Genomic DNA, 24,429 nt, shown 5'->3' on the forward strand with positions numbered 1-24,429 from the left:
CCGCCTGCGCGCGCCGGCCCCTCCCTCAGTTGACATCCGCTGACCGATCGGGCGATGTTACATTATAACATCGCAACGCCCGGTCGGCGTCGCCCGATGTGGGATGGTGTTTTCCAGATGAAGTGGTTCCGGTCGAATATCAGGCACGGTGCCCGGCTCGCGATATTCGCGATGCTGGTGCAGATAGCGCTGACCTTCGGCCACAGCCATTGGTTCGCACAAGCTGCACCGCTTGCTCAGTCCCAGCTGAGCGATCACGCCAAGACCATTGCCAAGACAATCGCATCGCCCGATAGCGCGGCGGTTCAGAAGCAATCACCTGCAAATCCCGACCGCGAACAGCCGGGAGACGACAATTGCGCGATCTGCGCATTGGTCGCGATGGCCGGTACGGTCGTGTTCGCGACGCCGCCTCTGCTGCATTTGCCGCAGGCGGTCGAGCTGCTCTATCGCACCACCGATGCCGAATTCATCCATCTGGAATCGGCAAAGCACGCGTTCCAGCCGCGCGCCCCTCCCGCCTCCTGATCCCCATCGATTGAGCCGCCTTCGGCATCGGCCGCGCATGCGCGCCGATTGCGCTGGGCTATCCAAGATGATCCGTCGCGTGTCGACGGCGCGTGCTGCCTGCATGTGCTCTGCAGAGCTGCGGCGGCGCGCGATCCGGAAATCAGGACAATGGTGTCTTCAAAAGCAATATTGGCGGGCGCAAGCCTCGCCGCACTCACGCTGTTTCATTCCGGCGATGGCGCCTTGGCGCAGACGACGGCCCCGATGACGACGCTGCCCAGCGTCGAGGTCGACGCGCCCAAGCAGACGCAGGCGCCGCGCCGTCCAAAAGTTCGTGTCGCCATCGACAAGCGACGTTCAACGTCGCAGGCGCGTCCACAGACCGAGGCGCCAGCCGCCGTCGAGGGCCAGAGCAACCGGTTAGATGCCGCGCGCCAATCTGTGCTTCCACCAGGCGGGGCCACGACCCACACGCTCACGCGCCAAGCGATCGAGGCGCTGCCGCAGGGCAGCAATGCCTCGCTCGACAAGGTGCTGCTGCAATTTCCCGGCGTCACCCAGGACTCGGCGGCGAGCGGCGACCTGCATATCCGCAACGAGCACGCCAATCTGCAATATCGCATCAACGGCGTGATGCTGCCCGATGGTGTCGGCGCGTTCGGGCAGATCCTCGACACCGGCATCGTCGGCAGCCTCAGCCTGCTCACCGGCGCGCTGCCGGCGCAATATGGCCAGCGCACCGCAGGCGTGCTCGACATCCAGACCAAGGCCGACGCCTTCAACAATTCCGGCGTGGTCGGCGTCTATGGCGGCAGCAACGGCACCATCTCGACCAATATCGAATATGGCGGGACAGTCGGGCCAACGCAGTATTTCCTGTCGGGACGTTTCCTGCAGAACAATCTCGGCATCGAGAACCCGACCCCGTCAGTCAACGCGATCCACGACCGCACCAACCAGGAGAAGGGTTTCCTTTATCTGTCGACGATGATCGATCCAACGAGCCGCCTCACCTTCATGAGCGGCGTGTCGAACGCGACGTTCCAGATTCCGAACAATCCCGGGCAGGCGCCCGCGAACACGGCGTTCGGCGTCTCGAATTTCGACTCGTCCCGGCTGAACGAGCACCAGAACGAATTCAACCAGTTCAACGTCGTCTCCTACCAGACCTCGAACGGCGAGTTCGACACACAAACATCGTACTTCAACCGTTACAGCCAACTCCATTTCTACCCCGATCCGATCGGCGACCTCGTCTTCAACGGCGTCTCCTCGGACGTCTATCGCCAGAGCGCGGTCAACGGCATCCAGCAGGACACCGCCTGGCGCATCGGCTATGCGCACACGCTGCGCTTCGGTCTTTCGGTGAGCGCGGAGCGAACGCTGGTGAACAGCGGGACCACGATGCTGCCGCTGGCCGATCCAAGCGATCCGACCGCGGGCACGATCGACGCGCCGTTCTCGGTGTTCGATTCCAACGCCAAGACCGGCTGGCTGGTCGGAACCTATGTCCAGGACGAGTGGAAGATCACCAATAGCCTGACGCTCAATGCCGGCCTGCGCTTCGACCAGATGGTTCAATATGTCGATGCCAACCAGCTCAGCCCGCGCGTCAGCCTGACCTGGAAGCCGTTCGACGGCACCATTTTCCATGCCGGTTATGCGCGCAACTTCACCCCGCCCTCGCAGGTGATCGCCAGCCCCGTCAATCTTGCACTCGTGACCCCGCCTGGCCCGCCTGCCAACACGCAAACGCCGGAGGTCGGACAGAGCAGCCCGGTGCTGCCGGAGCGGTCGCACGTATTCGACGTCGGCGTCACGCAGAAGATCCATGCGATCCCCGGCCTCGAGGTCGGCGCCGACGCCTATTACAAGAAGGCGCGCGACCTGCTCGACGATGGCCAGTTCGGCGCGGCCTATGTGCTGAGCGGCTTCAACTACGATCGCGGCGAGAATGTCGGCGTCGAGCTGAAATCGACCTACAGAAGCGGCAATTTCAGCGCCTATGCCAACCTCGCCTGGGCCAAGCAGATCGCGACCAATGTGGTCTCGAACCAGTATCTGTTCGGCGCGGACGAACTCGCCTATATCGACGGCCATTACATCTACACCGACCACGCCCAGATGCTGTCGGGATCGGCCGGCGCCTCCTATCTCTGGGAGGGCACGCGCTACAGCGTGTCGATGATCTATGGCAGCGGCCTGCGCTCGGGCTTTGCCAACACCGATCATCTGCCCGGCTACACGCAGGTCAATCTCGGCCTGTCGCACGACTTCAACATCGTGGCGCCGAACAAGCCGACGACGGTGCGGTTCGACGTGGTCAATGTGTTCGACACGATCTACCAGATCCGCGACGGCTCCGGCATCGGCGTGTTCGCCCCGCAATACGGACCGCGACGCGGCTTCTATGTCGGCGTCTCGCAGCGGTTCTAGCTGCGCGGCTTGCGTGCGTCGGGGCCTGCGGGCCCCCGGCGCAGCAGGCGGCGGCTCACTTGCGATAGGCGACGCAGTCGATTTCCACCTTGCAATCCACCACCATGCTCGACACCACACAGGCGCGCGCGGGCGGGTTGGCGCCGAAATATTCGGCGAAGACCTTGTTGAAGCTCTGGAAGTCCCGGGGGTCGTCGAGCCAGACGCCGCAACGGACGACATCCTTGGGCTCGTATCCAGCTTCAGCCAGGATCGCGAGCATGTTGCGGATCGCCTTGTGCGACTGCGGGATGATGCCGCCCTCGATCACCTCGCCGTTCTCCATCGGCGTCTGGCCGGAGACGTAGAGCCAGCCATCGGCTTCGACCGCGCGGGCAAACGGAAGGTGCTGGCCGCCGGTGCCGGTGCCGCCGGCCGCGCCGTATCGTTTCAACGTCATTGCATGGTGTCCTGCGTGTGATGGTTTAGGTCAGGGCACGGCCCGGCCGTGCGAAGGTGCTGCGCCCGTCCGCGACCACGGCCTCGCCGGCGACGAAGACCGCACGGATGCCTGCGGGCATTTCCGTCGGCGTCTCGAACGTCGCCTTGTCCATGATGGTCTCGTCGAACAGCGTGAGATCCGCGATCATGCCCGGCCGCAGGATGCCGCGGTCGGACAGGCCGAAGCGCTGGGCGGGCATCGCGGTCATCCGCCGTACGGCATCTTCCAGCGTGAACCAGCCCTGCTCACGTGTCAGCCGGCCGGCGACGCGCGGAAAACTGCCATAGGCCCGCGGATGCGGCTTGGTACCGGGACGTGGAATGCCGTCGGAGCCGACCATGTGCAGGCGATGGGTGAAGGCCGCGCGCAGATCGGCCTCATCGAGCTGGAACATGATGATGCCGGTCTGGCCCTGGTCCTCCTCGATGCAGCGAACCATGAGATCGAACGGGGAGATGCCGAGCTCGCGCGCGGCATCGACCATCGACTTGCCCTCGAGCGGCTTCAACGCCGGATTGGCGGTGGCGGAAATGCGGACATTGTGCCAACCGATCAGCACGATCTTGGACTGCGCCGCATGCGGATCGGGATCGCCCTCCTCCACCAGCACGCGCAGCGCTTCGCGCTGGGCGGGATCGCGCAGCCGCGCAAGCAGCGCGTCGACGCCGCCTTCGAGCGCGGCCGGCGGCAGCAATTGCAGCATGTAGGAGCTGCCGGCGGGATAGGGATACATGTCGAAGGAGATGTCGATCCCCTCTGCGCGCGCGGCCTCCAGCCGGTCGAGCGCCTTCGGGATAGCGCCCCAGTTCGGCTTGCCCGCCGATTGCAGATGCGACAGCAGCCCCGCGGCACCTGAGGCGCGCAGGATCGCGATGAACTCGTCGATGGATTGCAAGAGGCCCGCTTCGTAGCTGCGGACATGCGCGGTGAGCAGCTTGCCATGCGCCCTGACGGTCTCTGCCAGCGCGTTGAGCTCGTTGGTATCGGCAAAGGCGCTCGGCGGATAGACGAGGCCAAGCGACAGGCCGGCCGCCCCCTGATCGAGTTGCTGCGCGAGCAACGCCTGCATCGCCGCGATCTCCTCGATGCTCGCCGCGCGGCGCTCGTAGCCGAGCACGGCGAGACGGATCGCGGCGTGCCCGACCAGGGAGACGAGGTTGAGTCCCACGCCCGGCCCTTCCAGGGCTTGCCGGTAGCCGTCAAAACTGTCGAAGACTTCGTTCGTCCTGACTTCGCCAGCGAGCCCCGAGAAATGCAAACGCAGCATCTCGGCGGAGCCGGCAGTTGCCGGATAGAGCGAGAAGCAGCAATTGCCGACCACGAGCGTGGTGACGCCCTGCAACACCTTCTCGGGCCTGTCGGGCTCGCGCAGGCAAATCAGGTCGTCATGGCAATGCGCATCGATGAAGCCCGGCGCGAGATAGCATCCGCGCGCGTCGATGATGTCGGCCCCCTCCGCCGGCAGCGCGGCCCCGATCGCCGCGATGCGGCTGCCGCTGACGCGCAAATCCGCCTCGAACCACGGCGAGCCAGTGCCGTCGATCAGGCGCGCGTTGCGGATCAGCGTGTCCTTGCCGTTGGAAGTCCGGGGCATGCCCCTCTCCTCAGTGAACAGGCACGGCACCGGGCGGTGGTACCTCTTCGTAATCGGGGATCGATTCGATCGGGCCGAGCACCACGACATAGAAGAAGATGCCGATCAACAGCACCACGCCGGCGATCATGAAGGCACCGGCAAAGGATTGGGTCCAGTCCACCACGATGCCTGTGACGATCGGCGCGAGCACACCCATCATGTTGTTGGTGAAGTTAACAATGCCGCCGACACTTCCCGCACCGCCCTTGGGTGCGATCAGCGACACGATCGAGGAGCCGACGGGCGCTGCGGCCGACAGGCCGGAGATCGCGATCGACAACCACAGCAGCGCCCAGCCCGGCCTCACGGTGAACGCGGCGCCAATCACGGCGAGCCCCATCAGCATACCGACAATGATCACCGACTGGCGCACCCGCGTCGAGTCGTAGCCGCGCGCGATCAGATGATCGACCAGGAAGCCGCCGATCAACAGGTCCGACAAGGTCGCGAAGATCCAGGGGATGGTCGAATAGCCCGCGGCCGACATCAGGTTCATGTGCATGGTCTGGGCGAGATAGCCCGGCAGCCACGTGAGGAAGAGATAGAAAGTGTAGCCATAGGCGGAGAAGCCGATGGTCAGGCCCCAGACCTTGCGGTTGCGCAGGAGGTAGCCGAGCATGCGGCTCTGCCCCGCTGCAGCCGGGCCTTCCGGCGTTCCGCCGCCGGCGACGATGTAGTCATGCTCCGCCTTGGAGAGCTTCGGATCCTCGCTCGGATTGCGGTAGATGATGTAGTAGGCGATGAAATAGAGGAAGCTCAGCACCGCCGTGACGCCAAAACCCCAGCGCCAGCCGTACAGAAAGATCACAAAGGCGACCAACGGCACGCCGATCACGTTGGAGAACTTTGCGGCGGAATCGAAGATCGCGGTCGAGCGCGCGCGTTCGTCGAGCGGAAACCAGTGGCCGGTCGCCTTCTGGCTGGCCGGAAACGCCGGCGCTTCCGCGACGCCGAGCAACAGGCGAGCGCCAGCGATGCCCCAGAGCCCGCTGGCGAGTGCGGTGATGGTGGCAGCGATGGCCCAGAGAAAGCTCGAGGCGCGGCCGACCATGGTGACGCCGAAGCGATCGAGCACCATGCCGCCGGGGACTTGCAGCAGCGAATAGGTCCAGAAGAACGCGCTGCCGAGCAAGCCGATGTCGGTGGCTGTGAGGCCGAGCTCCTTGGTGAGCTCCGGCGTCGCGGCCGAGAGGCCGACGCGATCGATGTAGTTGATGAGAATTCCGACGCCGAGGAGACAACCGATCAGCCAGCGTCGTCCAGGTACCTGTTGGGTTGCCTTCGCCATTTCGAATCCTCGCTTGGACACGCAGGATCGCGTCTTCCGCCCCGACATGGGACCGAGAGAACCTCGCCGCGCCTACAATCATACTGTCTCTTATAGTGGACAATATTATCTTATAGCGACACGTTAGATATTGCAGCGGCATGATGTCAAGCCCGGACATTCTAGTCCCGCTCGGCACGACGCGCATTCGCCGTGACGCGTTTCATTGGAACGCGCGACGACGACTCTCGAAAACGATGCGGATAAATCAGTCAGCGACGCTGACGGTCGGCTGAGTTCAGGAACGATCCGAGAGTTCCGTTGCGGTGGCGACCAGATCGTCGAGCAGCGCGGTCCTGCGCTCCTTCACCGAGTCAGCGGGAACGACGAAGCAAAGCGTCGCGGCCGCGACACCCTTCTTGTCGCGGATCGGCGCAGCAAGGCACGACGTAAAGCGATCGGACAGCGCCGTCGTCACGCATTTGCCGTCGCGCCGCGCGCGTGCGACGTCCTTGATGAAATCATCGACGTCGAGCACGCGGCCATCAGGAAGACGAAAATCCTCTTTCGGCACGAACGCGCGAATCTCCGCCGGGCTCATGTGATCCAGCAGCAACCGGCCGGATGCCGTCCAGGGCAGCGGCACCTCGATGCCGACGTCCGTCGTGATCCGGAACAGGCCCGACCCGTCACGCGTGTCGACCACCACATATTTGCGGCCGCGCAGCGCGCAGAGCTGCGCGGTGGCACTGTGCTGGGTCGCGAGACGATCGAGCGCCTCGCGGCAGCGGCGATGCAGCGGATTGGCGTCCGCATAGGCGCGCCCGTAGAGATGCACCGCCTTGCCGAAATAGACCTGGCCGCCCTCGCCGACGCTCTCGAGCAGGTCCGCCTCGATCAGGCGATTCGCAATGGCATAGACGGTCGATCGCGGCGCGCCCATTTGTTTGGCGAGGTCGCTGAGCTTGGAGGGCGCGCGCAAATGCAGCAGCGCTTCCAGGAGATCGATGGTCCGATCAATCCCGTTCTGGCGTTCCGCGGGCGAGGCGCCCTTCTTCGATGCGGCCAAACTTCACAATCCTTCGTCAGCTTCGGTTTCCGGTTTTGCCACAAACCGCGCCAACGGTATAGCGCGTCCGCCTTTGCGCATTCGGAATTCAGCTTCAATGTTATCCAGTTCACAAAGCTGCAGCCGCTCAGCGACTGTTTTGCCGCAAGCGTGATCAACGCCCCTTCAAACCTGTGGTAGCATCTCCTCGTTAAACTCTATTGGCGTGCAATTGTTTTGAGCACCATGGCAGGTTGTGATTTCAACACTGCCCGTGCCGAATTCGGCCAGCAACGATCGCATTGCTTGCGTTCAACCTGCCGGACAACTGACCCAATTTATTTGCGCGCAGGCGAGGTCAAGCGTCTGCAAGCCACAGCACCTTGAACTGCGGAATTTTCTCGAAGCCGCGCCTGCGCAAAACCAGAAGCGATCGCGAGACATTCAGTTTTAAGGAGTAGCAACATGGCCCTAAGCAGCACCAGCTTGACTGATATTGGACAAGGCGCCGGCAAGACCACCAATTTCTGGATACGATACGAGAATTCGCTGCCCGATCAGGCCAACGTCATCAACAACGCCAATTCCCTGCTCGGCAACATCAGTCCCTCGCTGAGCGTCATCGAGAACGAGTTCAACGTCACCACCGGCTGGTTCGGCACGCCCTCCTCCCAGTTCGGCACCGGCGCGCGGCAAGAGGTCCGCCTCGATCAGGCCGACTCTGCCCTTTCGGGTGGAGGCTTCTCCTTTCCCGGCGCCAGCAACAACGGCGTCGGCAATCCGATCAGCCTCGACTCGCAAAACCTGATGAGCGACGCGCCGCTGCCGGCGCAGCGCGTCGGCATGGTGTTCATTGCCGAGTGGGTCGAGGTGCTGATGGGCATCCGCGGCAACTGGAACGCCGGCGACAGCAGCGGCGAAGGCTTGTCGCATTGGTCGGCCATCACCCGCTTCCAGCAAGGCCATGACAATTACTACGGATCGTTCGTCGCGAACTGGCTGAATGGCGACGGCAACCCCAATCAGGGAACGATCCTGCCGAATCCGGCGCGCGGCGACTGGGTCACCACGACCTACACCGGCTCGACCGTGAGCGACGGCACGTTCGTCCACGGCGACGGCGATCCCGTCAGCTACGGCTGTGCGCTCGGCTTCATCTACTACCTCAACGTCCAGCTCGGCTTCAGCATCAACCAGATCATCGCGAACTACAATTCCAACCTCGCCAGCATCTATCACGCCCTGACCAGCGACAATTCCAATCCGTTCCCGATCTTCCTCGGTCTCGTCGAGAGCGTCTATCCACCCGGAGCGACCGCGTCGATTTCCGGTCCCAACCGAAACAATCCCTTCCCGATCGCCCGCGTCTCCTTCGGTGCCGGCAAGAACACATTCGGCAAGGACGAGACGCAGGACATCATCAACACGCAAGGAGGCTACGTTCCCAACGCCTTCACGATCTTTATCGAGGGTTTCAGCAAGAACTCGTTCCTGTTGCTCGGCATCACGGTCGGAAGTTTTGGCGGCTCGTTCCCAGGCCTCCCCGGCGTGGCGATCACGCCCAGTCCTACCGGCGTGCAGTTCGAGAGCGGCATCAACGACTTCGCGCCGCAGCGTATCGAGATTCCCTACGATCTGCATATCGACACGCCGTTGCTGGGGCAGTTCCCCGCAAGCAACGAGACCGAATTCGACCTCACGGTCTCGCTGAACGCCTCTGCGACCGGACAGGTCAGCGGCTCGCAGGCCACGATGCAGTTCGAGCTGATTGCCGGCGCCGATCCTTACTTCACCAATTTGAACGCGGACCACAGCAACCTGCCCTATCTCAGCCAGGACCTGCGCGTCTTCACGGTCACCCCGGCGCTCAACGCGACGCCGATCCCCGGCGTGCCTGCGCTCGCAGACAGCGTCTCCGGCGCCTACACTTACATCCAGAACCTGCTGTCGCGCTGGAATTCCGCGGCCAACGGCTTCACCAATCCGAACGGTCCCGATCCGTTCACGACGATCCTGCCCGATCAGGGCGACGCCAACCAGGGCGACTCGTCCGTGAACCCGTTCACCGTGCAGATCAGCGGCACGTTCCCGCCCAATATCAGCATCGACAACAATTACAGCTTCGCCGTCGCGCGCGTGCGGCTGCGCGGCTCCGGGGGATCGCAGGCCAGCAATGTCCGGGTCTTCTTCAGGCTGTTTACCACCCAGACCAATGACACCGACTATGACGTCAACGGCGCCTACCTCTCCAACAATGATGCCGCCGGCAAGCCGGGGTCACCGAAGCTGGGCGCCGGCAACACCTCGATTCCGTTCTTCGCAACCAACAATTTTTCGAGCCAGACCGACTATTCGACCGGCCCCAACATTCAGCCGCTGACGATCCCCGACCATCAGGATCAGCTCTGGGCATATTACGGCTGCTTCCTCAATCTCTACGACAGCGGCAACGTCATCAACGGCGCGCAGGTGCAGACCTATCTGAACGGCACGCACCACTGCATCGTCGCCCAGATCGCCTTCGACGACGCGCCGATCCCCCAAGGCGTCTCGCCGCTGTCCTGGGACCAGCTGGCGCAGCGCAATCTCCAGGTCACGCGCTCCGACAATCCGGGCCCCGCGGCCGCGCATCGCATTCCGCAGACGTTTGACACGAAGCCAGGCCGCGTCGTCCGTCCGCCGCATGGGCCGAACACGATCTATCCGGACGAATTGATGATCGAATGGGGCAACGTCCCTACCGGCTCGGTCGCCTCGCTCTACTGGCCGCAGGTGCATGCCAGCGAGGTGCTGGCGCTCGCCAAGGCCTTCTACGGCGTCTCGCCGCTCGGCATGAGCGATGCCAATACGATCCGGATTCCGATCACACGCGGCGTCAGCTATGTGCCGATTCCGCCGGGCACCGGCGAAAATTTCGCCGGCCTCATTACCATCGACCTTCCCCAGGGCGTTCGCAGCGGACAGGTGTTCGACGTGACGATCAAACGGCTCGGCACCCGCATCGGCAAGCCGCTGCCGCCGCCACCTCCACCTCCGCCGCCCGGCCCCAAGCTGCAGACCGCGCCGGCATTGCTGCATGCCGACGGCAAGACGGCACAGGTGGGAACCGCCAAGGGCAGCTCCAAACCCCATCGCACGCGGCCCACGGAGGTGGAGCGGCTGACGCAATGGCGCTACGTCGTCGGCACGTTCCAGATCCGCATTCCCGTGACCACGGGCGACAAGATCCTCCCCGCTGAAGAGACGACGCTTGCGATCATGAAATGGCGGCTGGAGCAGATGTCACCGTCCAATCGCTGGCACCCGGTGCTGGTACGTTACATCAAATACATCTCCGACCGCGTCGACGGCCTCGGCGGCAATGCGAGCGCCGTGCCGCCTTCGCTGACCTTCGTGCCGCCCTTGCCGAAGCGGCCGCATGAACCGGAGCGAGAGCGTTGCGGTAAGGTCTGCGAGGTTCTGTACGACTGTCACGGCGAGTTCACCGGCTTCATTCTCGAAGATTGCTGCGAGACGCATGTGTTCCACAGCCGAGCCAGAAACGTCGGCAGTCTTGCCGTGGAAGCCTGTCGCTACGGATTGACACTGTGCGTCTGGGTCGACGGCAAGGACCGCGAGAAGATCCGCAAGCTCGCGATCAAGGCTTAGAGCTGGGGCGACGACGCGATCCCGGTCGATAGGATCGCATGATCGTGAGAACGCAAGCTAATTCGAGCGAAAGCGCCGCGCACAAGGGCTCACACCTTTGGCGCGGCGCCGCCAGATCAGGACCCCTGCATGTAGCGAACGGGATTTTCGGGATCTGCTTCGAAGATGCCGGCAACCTCGGCGAACAGGGCCGATACGGCATCCTGCTTGAGATCGTCGAACCGCTCGAAACTGAAGTTATTGCCGCCCATGCGCAACTCGCCCAGTTTGCCGGCATAGCGGGATACGACCGGGGCGCCTTGCCTGGTTACCGTCACGTACACGCTGATGTAGTTCTTCTGGAGCGCAACACCGATCACCGGCCAGTCCGTGCTTTTTCCGGACTTGATGGCGTAGCGAAACTTGCCATAGCCGATCATCTTCATGCGCATGCCCGCCTCGCCCGCCGGCGTTCCCTGATGGAAATGGCGCTTGAGCGCTGGCGCGACCGAGACGATGAGCTTGTGCAACGCGGTCAGATCGCGCTTTCGCTCGGGATCGAAATCGAGATAGGCCTGCAATGTATCGGCGGTGACGCGGAACATGTGAGCCTCGACCGGTGGTTGGGTAGGCTACCCCCGCGCCTTGCTCCAGTCCGGAGCAACCGCGCCCGAGACGCCTTCGAAGGCGCCGTCGACGAGCTCGAACACCAGGACACGCGCGGCATCGACCGGGCCCGGCATGGTGACGCGGCCCTTAGGGACCAGCTTGAAGCCCACACGGCTGTAATAGGGCTCGTCGCCGACCAGCAGCACGATGCGATGACCCTTGTCCCTGGCCTCGTTCAACGCCCGGTCCATCAGCATGCGGCCGATGCCGCGGCTGCGGAACGGCGGCTCGACGGTGAGCGGCCCGAGGAGCAGCGCCGGCGTCTCGCCGACCGTCACAGGCAATTGCCTGACGGAGCCGACCAGCAGCGTGCCGATGCGGGCGGTGAAGGAGACGTCGAGCAGGTGCTCGACATGTTCGCGGATGCGATAGGCGCTGAGAACGAAACGGCCGGGGCCGAAGGTGCGTTCGTGCAGCCGCTCGATCGCCTGGGCGTCGCCTGGAGCTTCGGGACGGATCGTGATTGAGAGATCGTTCATATTACGTTGCGGGATAGCATCTGCGCCTGTTGAGGTCCATGGGCGTCGCGCCCAACTTCAGTCGCTTTTCAGCGCCGGCTGGGACAAATAGGCCAGCATCTTCATCTCCCGCCGGCCGCGCGTCACGGTATCGAGCACGAGCCCGGACGAGACCGACAGCATCGCCATGATCATCAGGCCCATCGACAGGATGGCAGTCGGAAAGCGTGGCACCAGTCCGGTCTCGATGAAAGTGATGACGATCGGGATCGCGAGGATGATCGCGACCAACGCCAGCAGGATTCCGATCACCGTGAAGAAGCGCAGCGGCCGCTCCGAGCGGTAGAGCTTGAGCATGGTGCCGAGAATGCGAAAGCCGTCGCGCCAGGTGTTGAGCTTCGAGAATGAGCCCTCGGGGCGGGCGTAATAGGGTGTCTCGACCTCGGCCACCGGCAGCGACAATTCCAGCGCGTAGACCGCAAGCTCGGTCTCGATCTCGAAACCGTCGGAGAGCACAGGGAAGGATTTGACGAAGCGGCGCGAAAAAACGCGGTAGCCGGACAGGATGTCCTTGAACTCCTGTCCGAAGGTGGATGACAGGAAGCCGGTCAGCATGCGGTTGCCGGTGCGATGGCCGAGACGGTAGGCCGCCTGCGACTGGTCGATGCGGAGCCCGACCACCATGTCGAGATGCCCGTCGAGCAGCTTGTCGATCATGGCGGGGGCGCTCGGCGCGTCGTAGGTGGCATCGCCGTCGACCAGCACGTAGATGTCGGCCTCGACGTCGGCGAACATACGGCGCACGACGTGGCCCTTGCCCTGCCGCCGCTCGCTACGGACGATCGCACCGGCCTCACGCGCGACGGAAGCGGTGCGGTCGCGTGAGTTGTTGTCGTAGACATAGATCTCCGCGGCAGGCAGCGCGCTGCGGAAATTGGCGACGACAGTCGCAACCGCCGCCTCCTCGTTGTAGCAGGGCACCAGCACGGCAATGCGAGGTTGGGCCGATGTCATTGCGGTATCGCTCCGCGACTGGCCGGCTCATGCCGAGTCGATGCAGCCTCAGGCACAGCGGCAGGCTGCAGCAGCCGGGCAAACGACAGCGTCCACAGCGACAGCATCGCAATCGGCACGACATAGTACGGCGTGAAGATCGGATGGCTCATGAAGAAGCCGAGATTGACGACGAGGTTGCCCGCAACGACGAGCGCGGCCTGTCGCATATGCCCCTCGCCGGCCCGCAGCAGCCAGAGTGTCGCGCCGATCGCGAGCACGATCAGCACGAACTGCATGTCGCGCAAATACTGGCCGAACACGGCAAGATCGAACGCGGGCGCGACCACGTCGGCGCTGCCATAGGTCGTCGCCAGCGCGCTGCCGGCGTTGATGGCCTGCGCGACCAGCGTCGGCGCCATACCGACCAGCACGCCCGCACCGAAGGCAAGGCCCTGCACGAACGTTACGAGGGAGCGCGTCCACAAAAAGGGAATACCGAGGAACAGGAAATAGCCGGCGGCGAGCAGTGCGTTCGGCAGCCTGAAATTGACGGAGATGCCGAGCAGGAGACCTATCAACGCAATCAGCAGAACGCTGCGTTTGTCTCTGCTCAGCCAAACCGCAGTCAGGAAACCTGCAACAGCGCACACGGCCATGGTCGGCGCGATCGAATAGCTCGCCTTGGCCGGGTTGATCATGAGATAGACGGTAAGTGCGCCGAACAGGCCTGCGCCGACGACCGACGGCAGCGTCCGCGCCAGACCAATGCCTGTTAGCGCGAGGCCGCACACGACCAGGCTCGCGGCAATGTAGAGCGGCACCACCTGATGGCCTTCCGGAAACAGCGCCAGCAGGAAGCCCGTGCCCGGCGGATATTGCAGCACGATCTTGCCGCCCCGCATCGGATTGTGGCACGGCCAGCGGAGCTGATCCGTCCACTCGGGAAAGGCGATCTCCTTCATCTTGCCTTCGAAGTAGCGATCGTCGTCCCTCACCACATTGGTGTCGAGCCCGCCGGCGCCGAAGCGCTGAAACAGATGTGCCTGCCTGAGATAGCAGATGTCGTCGTAGACCCCACGCGCCTCGCTCCAGCGCGACATTGTCCAAATGTTGCTGGCGAGGATCGCAAGGCAGATCAGGCCGAAGACGAGTTTTGCAGCTTTCATCAGGTTTCCGTGGTGCCCGTGCGGACCCGTACTAGCATAGCCCGCCCTCAGCGCCACGTCGTCATCAGGGGCTTGCCATCGAGCACTTCCGCGATCCGCAGCCGCGTGCCGGGCGTTACCCCCTCCGGCAGCGCGGCAGCGTCGAAGAAGCCGCATTCGATGATCTCGCGGTTGGGCTCGGGCAACCGGTCCTGCCGGAAATGCCTGACGACGTAGACCGCGACATGGTCGCGGCGGGAGACATGGCTGTTCAGGAAGATGCCATGCAGCAGGGCCTCTCCGGTCAGGTCGATGTCGCCCTCCTCCTTGAGCTCGCGGCGCATCGCCTGTTCCATGGTCTCGCCAAAGTCGACCCCGCCGCCGGGCAGATACCAACCGGAGACGTAGCTGTGCTTGACCAGAAACACCTTGTTGTCGGCATCGAGCACCACGGCGCGAACGCCCAGCGTCATGCCACGGACCACCAGGAAATAGGCGTGGAAGAACCGCCGCAGCAGCGGCTCGAATTTCCGTCGGATCCGGTACAGACGCTCTCCCATCAGTCTTTCAGGCTTTCCTCTTTCAGGCTTTCCTTGCACGTTGCCGGCGACCTTGCCATTACAGCATATGAATAGCGAGGCAATCGCGCGCGATGGCATCTTTCATGGCACCCTTCACGCTCGCCCATCTGTCCGACCCGCATCTGCCGCCGCTGCCGAAGCCGCGGCTGACCGAGCTCGCCGGCAAGCGCGTGCTCGGCTACGTCAACTGGACGCGCAACCGCCATAAATACCAGCGCCGCGAGGTGCTCGACGCGCTGGTTGCGGATGTGCAGGCGCAGGCGCCGGACCATATCGCGGTGACCGGCGATCTCGTCAACCTGGCGATGGAGGCGGAATTCGCACCGGCGCGCGCCTGGCTCGACAGTGTCGGCCCGCCCGACCGCGTCACCACAATTCCCGGCAATCACGATGCCTATGTCCGCGCGACCTATCACCGCTTCGGCGAGACCTTTGCGCCTTATCTCGCGGACGACGAGGGCCGCGTTGGCTTTCCCGGCGTGCGCCGGCGCGGGCCGGTTGCGCTGATCAGCCTCTCCAGCGCCGTGCCGACGCTGCCCTTGATGGCGACGGGCACGCTCGGGCGCGATCAGCTCGCCAATCTCGAACAGGTGCTCGTGCAGCTCGCGGCCGAAGACGTCTTCCGCGTGTTGCTGGTGCATCACCCCCTGAAGTCCGACGCGCGCCAGAAGCGGCTGACGGATTCGGTCGCGCTGCTGGCGCTCCTGAAGCGCCAGGGTGTCGAGCTGATCCTGCACGGGCACGACCACATTCATTCGACCATGTGGTTCGAAGGCCCTGATGGCAACATTCCCGCGATTGGCGTGCCATCGGCCTCCGCGCTCGCGCACGGGCGCTATCCCGCGGCGGCCTACAATTTGTTTGCGATCGAGAAGGACAATGCCGGCTGGCGCTGCGAGCAGATCGTGCGGAGCATCGATCATGGCCTGCAGATCCGGGAGATCAAACGCACGCGGGTGGTGTAGCTGGCTGTCATTCCGGGGAATGACGGTGGATAAAACTTACCAGCTCCGCAACACCGCGAGCACGGCGACACCGAACAGCGCGGCGGCCCCGAGGATGAAGCCGAACAGGAACGGCCAGACGCGCGAGCGGCGCGGCGGCTGCTCCGCAACTTCTTCCTTGGGCTCTGGCGGCACCACCATCGCATGCTCGCGCTCGATCATGCGGCGGGCGACGTAGTCGGTCACGGCGTCCACGATCACGGCGGTGTCGTGCGATTCGGCGAGCACGATGCGGCCGAACCGGGTGTCCTGGACGAAGCGGTATTGCCGCTTGTCGCGTCCCATCATGATATGGGCAACGACGTCGACCCAGAGTCTCGGCGTATCACCCTGGCTGATGCCGCGGTCGAACAGATCGATCCTGTCAGGCACCTGGGCGAATAGCGGATCGAGCGCGTCGTTGAGGATCTCGAGCCGGGCCACCTCGGCGTCCCTGAGATCGACGACCACGCCGGTCCGATCGGCAGCCTCAATCCGCGCGCGCAACAGCGCATCGCGCAGCCGCACCGGACGCGGCTGGCCGGGATTGATACTGCTGGTCTCGGGCTCTGACATTGTCGTCCCTGTCCTCAACTCTCCCATTAACCTATCAGCAACCAACAGCCCCGCAAAGGGCCCATTATTCCAGATACTTACGGTGCCCACAGGCCGCTGATGTGTGCCAAAAACAGACGATCCCACCCGGCTTGCGCCGGATGGGACCTTCCGTCCTTGGACGTCTTCTTAAGTCGTTTATCAGCCAGCCGTCAGGCCGAGACCCGGGACGGCTCTTCCACGATCGAGAAACGGACGCCGGCCTTGTGGCGGTTCTCTTCCGAAACCGAGCGCCAGGCGTCTTCGGCTTCCTTGCGGGTCTTGAACGGACCCTGCACCTGGGCCGAGCCTTCGACGAGCTTGTGGAAGTTCATCGAGCCGAACTCGCCGCCGATCACCCAGAAATTGCTGCCTTTGGTCATTGTCAGTCTCCTGTCGAGGTGCGTTAGCCGAACTGGTTCATGGTGTTGTGGGCGCCGCCCGCCTTCAGGGCCGCTTCGCCCGCAAAGTATTCCTTGTGGTCGTCGCCGATGTCGGAGCCGGCCATGTTCTGGTGCTTGGCGCAGGCGATGCCCTGACGGATCTCCTGGCGCTGCACGTTCTTGACGTAGCCGAGCATACCCTGCTCGCCGAAATACTCGCGTGCGAGATTGTCGGTGGACAGCGCGGCCGTGTGGTAGGTCGGCAGCGTGATCAGGTGATGGAAGATGCCGGCGCGCTTGGCCGAATCCGCCTGGAAGGTGCGGATGCGCTCGTCAGCCTCGATGGCCAGCGGCGTATCGTCATATTCCGGCTTCATCAGTTCGGCGCGGCTGTACTTGCTGACATCCTTGCCGGCTTCCTTCATCGCGTCGTAGACCTGCTGACGGAAGTTGATGGTCCAGTTGAAGGACGGCGAGTTGTTGTAGGCGAGCTTGGCGTTCGGGATGACCTCGCGGATGCGGTCGACCATCTTGGCGATCTGCTCGATATGCGGCTTCTCGGTCTCGATCCACAGCAGGTCCGCACCGTTCTGGAGCGAAGTGATGCTGTCGAGCACGCAGCGGTCCTCGCCCGTGCCGGCGCGGAACTGGTAGAGGTTCGAGGGCAGCCGCTTCGGACGCATCATCTTGCCGTTGCGGTTGATGATGACGTCGCCGTTCCTGGCATTCGCCGCCGTGACTTCCTCGCAGTCGAGGAAGCTGTTGTACTGGTCGCCGATATCACCGGGCTTGTGGCTGACAGCGATCTGCTGCGTCAGGCCGGCACCGAGCGAGTCGGTGCGGGTGACGATGATGCCGTCTTCGACGCCGAGCTCGAGGAAGGCGTGGCGGCAGGCGCGGATCTTGGCGATGAACACCTCGTGCGGCACGGTGACCTTGCCATCCTGGTGACCGCACTGCTTCTCGTCCGAGACCTGGTTCTCGATCTGGAGCGCACAGGCGCCCGCTTCGATCATCTTCTTGGCGAGCAGATAGGTCGCCTCGGCGTTGCCGAAGCCGGCGTCGATGTCGGCGATGACGGGAACGACGTGGGTCTGGAAGTTGTCGATCTTCGCGATCAGCTCCTTCTCACGCGCGGTGTCGCCTTCCTTGCGCGCCTTGTCCAGGCCGCGGAAGATGTCGTTCAGCTCGCGGGAATCCGCCTGACGGAGGAAGGTGTAGAGCTCCTCGATCAGCGCCGGCACCGAGGTCTTCTCATGCATCGACTGGTCGGGCAGCGGGCCGAATTCGGAGCGCAGGGCCGCGATCATCCAGCCGGACAGGTAAAGATATTTGCGATCGGTCTTGCCGCCGAAATGCTTCTTGATCGAGATCAGCTTCTGCTGCGCGATGAAGCCGTGCCAGCACCCCAGCGACTGGGTGTACTTGGTCGGATCGTTGTCATAGGCCGCCATGTCGGCCCGCATCAGCGCCGCGGTGTAGCGGGCGACGTCGAGGCCGGTCTTGAAACGGTTCTGCAGGCGCATGCGCGCGACGGCCTCGGCCGTCACCCCGTTCCAGGTCGGCTGGGTCTTGAGGAGCGCCTGGGCCGCATCGATCTCGCTCTGATACGAGGCCGGGCCCTGAAGGGTGCTGATGCCGCGGGGCTGGTAGTTCATGTGCCTTATCCTTCTCGACGGATGACAAAACGAAGTGCTTCGTCATCGACATTTTTGACAATGCATTGCGAAATGCGTGTCTCGAGATAAACGCGAGAAAGAGAAGTTCGTATAGAGGCCTTGTATTTGAATGGTGATGTCATGTAACATCAGAACATGTAATAGATGTTATTTTGTAAATGTTGTAAATTATAGGTCAGAAAGACTGACCTTGATCCCTCTGGAGGCCTGAAATGCCCGCTGAGTCCGGGAAAAAGCTGTTCGTCGGCCCCCGCTTCCGGCGGATCCGGCAACAATTGGGATTATCCCAGACCCAGATCGCCGAGGGGCTCGGGATCTCGCCGAGCTATGTCAACCTGATCGAACGGAACCAGCGCCCGGTGACGGCGCAGATCCTGCTGCGGCTGGCCGAGACCTACGACCTCGACTTGCGCGACCTCGCCACCGCCGACGAGGACCGCTTCTTCGCCGAGTTGAACGAGATCTTCTCCGATCCGCTGTTCCGCCAGATCGACGTGCCCAAGCAGGAGCTGCGCGACCTCGCCGAGCTCTGCCCCGGCGTCACCCATGCACTGCAACGGCTCTATGCCGCCTATACCGAGGCGCGCCAGGGCGAGACGCTGGCGGCCGCGCAAATGGCCGACCGCGACGTCGGCACGCGCTATGAGGCCAATCCGGTCGAGCGCGTGCGCGAGCTGATCGAGGCCAATCGCAACTATTTTCCGGAGCTCGAGCAGGCCGCGGAAAACCTGCGCGACGAATTGAATGTGCCGGCCGAGGGGCTCTATGCCGCGCTTGTGGAGCGCCTGCGGGAAAAGCATTCGATCCAGACCCGCATCATGCCTGTCGACGTAATGCGCGAGACGCTCCGCCGTTTCGACCGCCACCGCCGCCAGTTGCTGATCTCGGAGCTGGTCGATCCGCCCGGCCGCGCCTTCCAGCTCGCCTTTCAGCTGGGCCTGGGCGAATGCGCGCAAGCCCTGGAGACCATCATCGGCCGCGCCGGTCCGCTCGACGATGCGCCGCGGCGGCTGTTCCGCATCACGCTCGGCAATTACTTTGCGGCCGCCGTGATGATGCCGTATCCGGCGTTCCTCGCCGCGGCCGAAGCACTGAACTACGACATTCACGTGCTGGCGCAGCGCTTCAATTCCGGCTTCGAGCAGGTCTGCCATCGCCTCACCACCTTGCAGCGGCCGAACGCGCGCGGCATTCCGTTCTTCCTCCTGCGTGTCGACAATGCCGGCAACGTCTCCAAGCGCTTCTCGTCCGGCACGTTCCCGTTCTCGAAATTCGGCGGCACCTGTCCTTTATGGAACGTGCACTCGACCTTCGACACGCCGGATCGCCTGCTCAAGCAGGTGATCGAGCTCTCCGACGGCACGCGCTATTTCTCGATCGCGCAGATGGTGCGCCGTCCCGTCGCGCCGCACCCGCTGCCACAGCCGCGCTTCGCCATCGGCCTCGGCTGCGAGATCCGTCATGCGTCACGCCTGGTCTATGCAGCCGGCATGGACCTAGAGAAGACGGAAGGCACGCCGATCGGCGTCAACTGCCGCCTCTGCGAGCGCGAAAACTGCGCCCAGCGCGCCGAGCCGCCGATCACGCGCACGCTGATTTTGGACGAGACGACGAGAAGGGTGTCGAGCTTCGCGTTCTCGAATGCAAGGGAGTTGTGAAGCTCAACTGTCATGCCCCGCGAAAGCGGGGGCATCCAGTACGCCGCGGCGCCTCGGTTCAACCACCACCGTCTCGGCGTACTGGATCGTCAAGCCGGGCGATGACAGTTGAGCGCGAGGCGAGCGCGAACCGCCACCCTCACGCCAGCGTATGCACGATCACCGGCCCGGCCGCGGCGCTCGCGTGCCCGGCCAGCAGCGAGCCCAGATCCTTCTCGATCCAGGCGATCGCGCGCTTGTTGGCCTCCTCGGCCTGCTCGAATTTGTCGAAGATGGAGATCGCGGTCACGGTGTCGTCGCCGGCATAGACCACGTAATAGGCCCTGAAGCCGTCGACGTCGCTGATGATCGGAACGGCACCGTCCTTGATGCGGCGAGCAAGCTCCTCGGCGCTTCCGCTCTTGGCCTTGGCCTGACGGATGGCGGCATACATGGCATCCTCCCTTCCGGGTATTGCTGTGGGCATGGTGCCCGGCTTCGATCCTACGCCGAAGCGCGGAGCCGGGATACCCTGCTTGGTTAACCCTGCCCTAATCCGCCTGCGCGATCTGCAACCAAGGATTAAGCACGCCTCAACATCGCTGCCTTAGTCTCGCCCCACTCACTTTTCGCAAACAACGGCAGCTTATCCTGCCGCGTGAAGTGACATCAGGGGGTTCATCATGCGCATTGCGTTGCTGCTGACCGCGACCGTTGTCGGCGCGCTCTTTGCCAATCCGTCCAACGCCGGCTCGCTCGACGTTGCGTCGGCCGATGCCGCGAAGCCGCTGCCGCCCGGCTTTCAGAGCTATCGCGGCTACATGTTCGACGTGTCGGAGGCGTCCGATCGCAAGGACCTCGACAAGCTCACAGACAATCTGAAGCAGCAGATCGACGTCGTCGAGGCCGCCGGCCTCTCGCCGCGCGTGATGCGTTTCTTCCACACCGTTCCGATCATCGCGAGCGAGCTGGCTTGCCTGGACGAAGGCGCCGCGACCGCCTGCTACGGCCGGGTCACGCCGGACATCCAGCGCACCTCGCCCCGCACGCTGACGGTGTGGGACCATGACAAGCAGCGCTGGACCAATCCGAACGCCGTCGACCTCGCGGTCGATTCCGGGCTCGGCGTGATCATGATCCGGCCGGACATGATGCGCTACGAGAAAGAGGCCGTGCTGCTGCATGAAATGCTGCACGCCTATCACGCACGACTCTTGCCCGACGGCTACGCCAACAAGGGCGTGATCAGCTATTACGCCTATGCCAAGTCCAAGGATCTCCTGCCCAAGGAGGCCTACGCGATGAAGAATCACATGGAATTCTTTGCCGTGACTGGGAGCATTTTCCTGGCGGGAAAGAGCGATTACCAGGATCCGAAGACCCGCGCGGCGCTCAAGGAGAAGATGCCGGACTATTACAAATATCTGGTCGGCGTGTTCGGCTTCGACCCCGATCCGGCAGCGGCCTCGAGCGGACCGGTCGCCTCGCTGAAGTGAGTTCGGTCTGGCTCACCTGCGCCAACCTCAAGCCAAAAGCCGCGCGACATGCGCGGCTTTTTCGTTTTGGAAGGCCGGAAGCTGCGGATGACGCACGGGCGGCAATTGCCAAGGCGGGGGCTGATCTGCATAGTCCCGCCGCATCGATTGGACTGTTTCGAAGAGGATAGAAGACATGGCGGACGCCGACCTGGATGTCGTGATCCGGCAACTGGCAAGACAGCTGCAGACGGGCCTGATGACCCGCGCCAAGGAGCGGCGGGATCGCTTCAGCGGCCTCGCAGCCAAGGCCAAGAGCAAGGAGACCGGCGCCCGCTTCAAGATGATGGCCAAGGCCACCATGGAACAGGCCACGGCCGCCGCAAGGCGCCTGCAGATGTCCGCAGACAACGTCGCCGACAGCTACGCCCGCGCGATGCGGCTCGCCGCCAGCACGCAAGCCGAGGTGAAGGCGGAAAAGCCTGCCAAGGAAAAGCCCGTGAAAGACAAGCCGGCGAAGAAGGCCGCGAAGGCCAAGGCGGCAAAAGCAAAGAAAGCAAAATAGCCGGCCGGCGCTTTCACCGCCGCGGTGTCGAGACCTCGGTCGGCTCGGAACGGGTGAGCTCGGCGAGCTTGGCGCGCGCGGCGTCATGGGCCCGGCTGTCCTTGCCGGGAGGCAGCGCAAGGGCGGCTTCGAAATCGGCGCGGGCCTCGATGGCCTGGCCGCGCGCAAGGAATGCGAGGCCACGGTCGAGGCGGGCCTGCGCATCGCGGGGGTCGAGACGGACCGCCGTGCTGTAGCTCAGGATGGCGCGGTCGAGATCGCCTTTGGCGATGAGTGCACGGCCGCGCTCGCGATAGGGCGCCGCCGGCTTGGGATCGAGCGCGATCGCCTCGTCATAATCGGTGATCGCAAGCTCCGGCTCGCCGTTCTGCCGATATGCCTGCGCGCGGTCGCGGTAGAGCGAGGCGCGGTTGGGATTGAGCTGGATGGCCTCGTTGAAATCGGCGATCGCCCGGCCGTTGTCGCCGTGCCGTAGCGCGATCCGTCCACGTCCCTCATAGGCGAAGGCGATCAGGGAGCCGCGCAACGGCGAGAAGCCGATCACGGCCGAGCAGATGTCGGGCTCATCCTCGTCGCCGCAATTCACGACCGTATGCGTGGACAGGCCGATGGCCACGCCCAGGACGATCAATAATGGCAGGGCAACTCTGGTCATCTTCGACGGCGACCGGCAGGCCGGCCGCACATCCCCTTTCGAAGGAACACTCTGGGTCGGCTGTTAACACCCCCCGAGGCGGCCCTCTGTGCGCCAGATCACAATGGCAGCATAATGCATGACCGCGCAAGGCGGCCTCCCGCTCGCCTGCCGTCCCTTGGGCTAGGCCAATCTAGGCCAATTGGAGCACCCAGATGCAGCACTTCCAGACCACCAGACCAAGCAGGTAGCACCAGACCACCGTTACCGAGGCCAGTGACGTCAGGAGAAGCGCGCCTTCCATTCGTTCCAGAAAGCCTTCACGCGGCGCAATGTCGCGTTCGACCACACGCTCGATCTGCAACGGTACCATGCGAACCTCCGGCGATTTGCATGCGCAAATCTTGCCACTCGGCAAGCATTCCAACCTGTTGCTCCCCCAGCCAAGGCGAGCAGTGACAGGTCTGGCGCAACGGCCGACGGAGTGCAAGCTACATTTCGGATCGTGCGCAGCAACAATCGGCACCCTGACGATGATCACGCCAGACGCCGGCAATGCGACGTTGCATCAGAAATTTCTCGCTTGAATTGCAGCGCCGTGAGAATACGCCGGCGCTGCTCGCGAGCTCATCCCCACGGACCGCGCGAGGATGATCGGCCCCACGGGCCGCGCGGCGGATAGTTCTCGTTGGCGCCGACCGAGGGCGTCGCCTGCGTGCCGAGCTCGGCCGCGAGCTGCTGGAGCGCCGCGATGCGGTTCTGCGTCGAGGGATGGGTGGTGAAGAGATTGTCGATGCCGTGGCCCGACAGCGGGTTGATGATGAACATATGCGCGGTCGCCGGATTGCGCTCGGCATCATAATTCGGCACCTGATGCGCGGCACTCTCGATCTTCACCAGCGCCGAGGCAAGCCACATCGGCTGTCCCGCGATCCGCGCGCCAAGATTGTCGGCGGCATATTCGCGGGTGCGGCTGATGGCCATCTGCACCAGCATGGCTCCGAGCGGGGCGAGGATCATCATCAGGATCGAGCCGACGATGCCGGGACCGTTGTTGTCGCGATGGCCGCCGAAGAACATGCCGAACTGCGCCAGCATGGAGATCGCACCCGCGATGGTCGCGGTGATGGTCATCAGCAGTGTGTCGTGATTTTTGATATGCGCAAGCTCATGCGCGATCACGCCGGCGAGCTCCTCGCGGCTGAGCTGGTTCATCAGGCCGACGGTGACGGCGATGGCGGCGTTCTCGGGATTGCGGCCTGTCGCGAACGCGTTCGGCTGCGCCTCGTCCATCACGAACACCCGCGGCATCGGCAACCCAGCGCGGCCAGCAAGCTCGGCCACGAGCCCGACCAGCTCCGGCGCGCTTTGACGGTCGACCTCATGGGCGCCGTACATCGAGAGCACCATGCGGTCGGAGTTCCAGTAGGTGACGAGATTGGTCGCCGCTGCAATCACGAGCGCGATCATGGCGCCTGAGGCGCCGCCGATCAGATAGCCCACGCCCATGAACAAGGCGGTGAGGCCTGCGAGAAGCATTCCGGTACGTAGATAGTTCATGACCGTCTCCAGCGCCGGCCATGGCCGCCAAAGGCACTGCGGGCCGGCAGACATCAGGTAGGAAC

At 63.7% G+C, this 24,429-nt stretch carries 23 protein-coding genes; 7 read left to right on the forward strand and 16 right to left on the reverse strand.

The genetic code is table 11. The annotated features are described in order from the left end of the window. Nucleotides 1-117 precede the first annotated feature (117 nt). Both L6639_RS37055 and L6639_RS37060 read left to right on the forward strand, forming a co-directional pair. Nucleotides 118-528 carry a DUF2946 family protein gene (locus L6639_RS37055; protein WP_237866445.1) on the forward strand — a complete coding sequence of 137 codons (411 nt, stop codon included), beginning with the start codon at nucleotides 118-120 and terminating at the stop codon, nucleotides 526-528. 150 nt (nucleotides 529-678) lie between these two features. After that, nucleotides 679-2,946 carry a TonB-dependent receptor gene (locus tag L6639_RS37060; protein ID WP_237866446.1) on the forward strand — a complete coding sequence of 756 codons (2,268 nt, stop codon included), beginning with the start codon at nucleotides 679-681 and terminating at the stop codon, nucleotides 2,944-2,946. Between the two features lie 55 nt (nucleotides 2,947-3,001). Here L6639_RS37060 and L6639_RS37065 read toward each other — a convergent pair whose 3' ends face one another. From L6639_RS37065 to L6639_RS37080, 4 genes are all read right to left on the reverse strand, one after another. Continuing rightward, complete coding sequence (locus tag L6639_RS37065; RefSeq protein ID WP_237866447.1) at nucleotides 3,002-3,385, reverse strand: RidA family protein; 384 nt, start codon at nucleotides 3,383-3,385, stop codon at nucleotides 3,002-3,004. Between the two features lie 25 nt (nucleotides 3,386-3,410). Continuing rightward, nucleotides 3,411-5,021 carry an N-acyl-D-amino-acid deacylase family protein gene (locus L6639_RS37070; RefSeq protein ID WP_237866448.1) on the reverse strand — a complete coding sequence of 537 codons (1,611 nt, stop codon included), beginning with the start codon at nucleotides 5,019-5,021 and terminating at the stop codon, nucleotides 3,411-3,413. 10 nt (nucleotides 5,022-5,031) lie between these two features. Beyond that, nucleotides 5,032-6,351: an MFS transporter gene (locus tag L6639_RS37075; RefSeq protein ID WP_237866449.1), complete on the reverse strand. Its 1,320-nt coding sequence runs from the start codon at nucleotides 6,349-6,351 to the stop codon at nucleotides 5,032-5,034. A 277-nt stretch (nucleotides 6,352-6,628) separates the two neighbouring features. Beyond that, nucleotides 6,629-7,399 (reverse strand): IclR family transcriptional regulator, encoded by a 771-nt coding sequence (locus tag L6639_RS37080; RefSeq protein WP_237866450.1) that lies wholly within the window; start codon nucleotides 7,397-7,399, stop codon nucleotides 6,629-6,631. A gap of 444 nt (nucleotides 7,400-7,843) precedes the next feature. On the opposite strand from L6639_RS37080, the gene L6639_RS37085 reads away from it, so the two are divergent. Beyond that, nucleotides 7,844-11,026 carry a hypothetical protein gene (locus L6639_RS37085; RefSeq protein ID WP_237866451.1) on the forward strand — a complete coding sequence of 1,061 codons (3,183 nt, stop codon included), beginning with the start codon at nucleotides 7,844-7,846 and terminating at the stop codon, nucleotides 11,024-11,026. A gap of 116 nt (nucleotides 11,027-11,142) precedes the next feature. Here the strand turns inward: L6639_RS37085 and L6639_RS37090 are convergent, their stop codons facing one another. From L6639_RS37090 to L6639_RS37110, 5 genes are read right to left on the reverse strand one after another with little or no spacing between them, the layout of a single operon-like run. Further along, nucleotides 11,143-11,610, reverse strand: a complete 468-nt coding sequence (locus L6639_RS37090) for a DUF1801 domain-containing protein (protein ID WP_237866452.1) — start codon at nucleotides 11,608-11,610, stop codon at nucleotides 11,143-11,145. Nucleotides 11,611-11,637: 27 nt separating this feature from the next. Next, on the reverse strand, nucleotides 11,638-12,153 hold the full coding sequence (locus L6639_RS37095; protein WP_237866453.1) for a GNAT family N-acetyltransferase: 516 nt from the start codon (nucleotides 12,151-12,153) through the stop codon (nucleotides 11,638-11,640). Between the two features lie 57 nt (nucleotides 12,154-12,210). Further along, nucleotides 12,211-13,146 carry a glycosyltransferase family 2 protein gene (locus L6639_RS37100; protein WP_237866454.1) on the reverse strand — a complete coding sequence of 312 codons (936 nt, stop codon included), beginning with the start codon at nucleotides 13,144-13,146 and terminating at the stop codon, nucleotides 12,211-12,213. Further along, nucleotides 13,143-14,294: a hypothetical protein gene (locus L6639_RS37105; protein WP_237866455.1), complete on the reverse strand. Its 1,152-nt coding sequence runs from the start codon at nucleotides 14,292-14,294 to the stop codon at nucleotides 13,143-13,145. The genes L6639_RS37100 and L6639_RS37105 overlap by 4 nt, the downstream gene beginning before the upstream one ends. A gap of 47 nt (nucleotides 14,295-14,341) precedes the next feature. After that, nucleotides 14,342-14,833, reverse strand: coding sequence for an NUDIX domain-containing protein (locus tag L6639_RS37110; RefSeq protein ID WP_237866456.1), 492 nt, complete (start codon nucleotides 14,831-14,833; stop codon nucleotides 14,342-14,344). A 104-nt stretch (nucleotides 14,834-14,937) separates the two neighbouring features. Here L6639_RS37110 and L6639_RS37115 point away from each other — a divergent pair, with 104 nt between their 5' ends. After that, nucleotides 14,938-15,819: a metallophosphoesterase family protein gene (locus L6639_RS37115; protein WP_237866457.1), complete on the forward strand. Its 882-nt coding sequence runs from the start codon at nucleotides 14,938-14,940 to the stop codon at nucleotides 15,817-15,819. Between the two features lie 36 nt (nucleotides 15,820-15,855). On the opposite strand, the gene L6639_RS37120 is transcribed toward L6639_RS37115, so the two are convergent. From L6639_RS37120 to L6639_RS37130, 3 genes are all read right to left on the reverse strand, one after another. Further along, entirely contained in the window at nucleotides 15,856-16,413 is a 558-nt protein-coding gene (locus L6639_RS37120; protein ID WP_237866458.1) for a hypothetical protein, read from the reverse strand. Between the two features lie 191 nt (nucleotides 16,414-16,604). Continuing rightward, nucleotides 16,605-16,814, reverse strand: a complete 210-nt coding sequence (locus L6639_RS37125; RefSeq protein WP_008137787.1) for a DUF4170 domain-containing protein — start codon at nucleotides 16,812-16,814, stop codon at nucleotides 16,605-16,607. 23 nt (nucleotides 16,815-16,837) lie between these two features. Continuing rightward, nucleotides 16,838-18,472 carry an isocitrate lyase gene (locus tag L6639_RS37130; RefSeq protein WP_237866459.1) on the reverse strand — a complete coding sequence of 545 codons (1,635 nt, stop codon included), beginning with the start codon at nucleotides 18,470-18,472 and terminating at the stop codon, nucleotides 16,838-16,840. A gap of 233 nt (nucleotides 18,473-18,705) precedes the next feature. Between L6639_RS37130 and L6639_RS37135 the strand changes: the two genes are divergently transcribed. After that, nucleotides 18,706-20,151: a helix-turn-helix domain-containing protein gene (locus L6639_RS37135; protein WP_237866460.1), complete on the forward strand. Its 1,446-nt coding sequence runs from the start codon at nucleotides 18,706-18,708 to the stop codon at nucleotides 20,149-20,151. 139 nt (nucleotides 20,152-20,290) lie between these two features. On the opposite strand, the gene L6639_RS37140 is transcribed toward L6639_RS37135, so the two are convergent. Next, entirely contained in the window at nucleotides 20,291-20,584 is a 294-nt protein-coding gene (locus tag L6639_RS37140; protein ID WP_074120044.1) for an antibiotic biosynthesis monooxygenase, read from the reverse strand. Nucleotides 20,585-20,813: 229 nt separating this feature from the next. On the opposite strand from L6639_RS37140, the gene L6639_RS37145 reads away from it, so the two are divergent. Then, nucleotides 20,814-21,626: a hypothetical protein gene (locus L6639_RS37145; protein WP_237866461.1), complete on the forward strand. Its 813-nt coding sequence runs from the start codon at nucleotides 20,814-20,816 to the stop codon at nucleotides 21,624-21,626. A gap of 175 nt (nucleotides 21,627-21,801) precedes the next feature. Then, a complete protein-coding gene (locus L6639_RS37150; protein ID WP_237866462.1) occupies nucleotides 21,802-22,170 on the forward strand; it encodes a hypothetical protein in 369 nt (122 codons plus the stop codon). A gap of 13 nt (nucleotides 22,171-22,183) precedes the next feature. On the opposite strand, the gene L6639_RS37155 is transcribed toward L6639_RS37150, so the two are convergent. From L6639_RS37155 to htpX, 3 genes are all read right to left on the reverse strand, one after another. Continuing rightward, a complete protein-coding gene (locus L6639_RS37155) occupies nucleotides 22,184-22,825 on the reverse strand; it encodes a tetratricopeptide repeat protein (RefSeq protein ID WP_237866463.1) in 642 nt (213 codons plus the stop codon). A gap of 172 nt (nucleotides 22,826-22,997) precedes the next feature. Beyond that, entirely contained in the window at nucleotides 22,998-23,177 is a 180-nt protein-coding gene (locus tag L6639_RS37160; protein WP_237866464.1) for a hypothetical protein, read from the reverse strand. 254 nt (nucleotides 23,178-23,431) lie between these two features. Continuing rightward, nucleotides 23,432-24,364 (reverse strand): zinc metalloprotease HtpX, encoded by a 933-nt coding sequence (htpX, locus tag L6639_RS37165; protein WP_237866465.1) that lies wholly within the window; start codon nucleotides 24,362-24,364, stop codon nucleotides 23,432-23,434. Between the last annotated feature and the right edge of the window lie 65 nt (nucleotides 24,365-24,429).

Origin of the sequence: Bradyrhizobium zhengyangense, from assembly GCF_022012555.1 — a bacterium.
In the GTDB taxonomy this organism is placed as follows: Bacteria; Pseudomonadota; Alphaproteobacteria; order Rhizobiales; family Xanthobacteraceae; genus Bradyrhizobium; species Bradyrhizobium zhengyangense.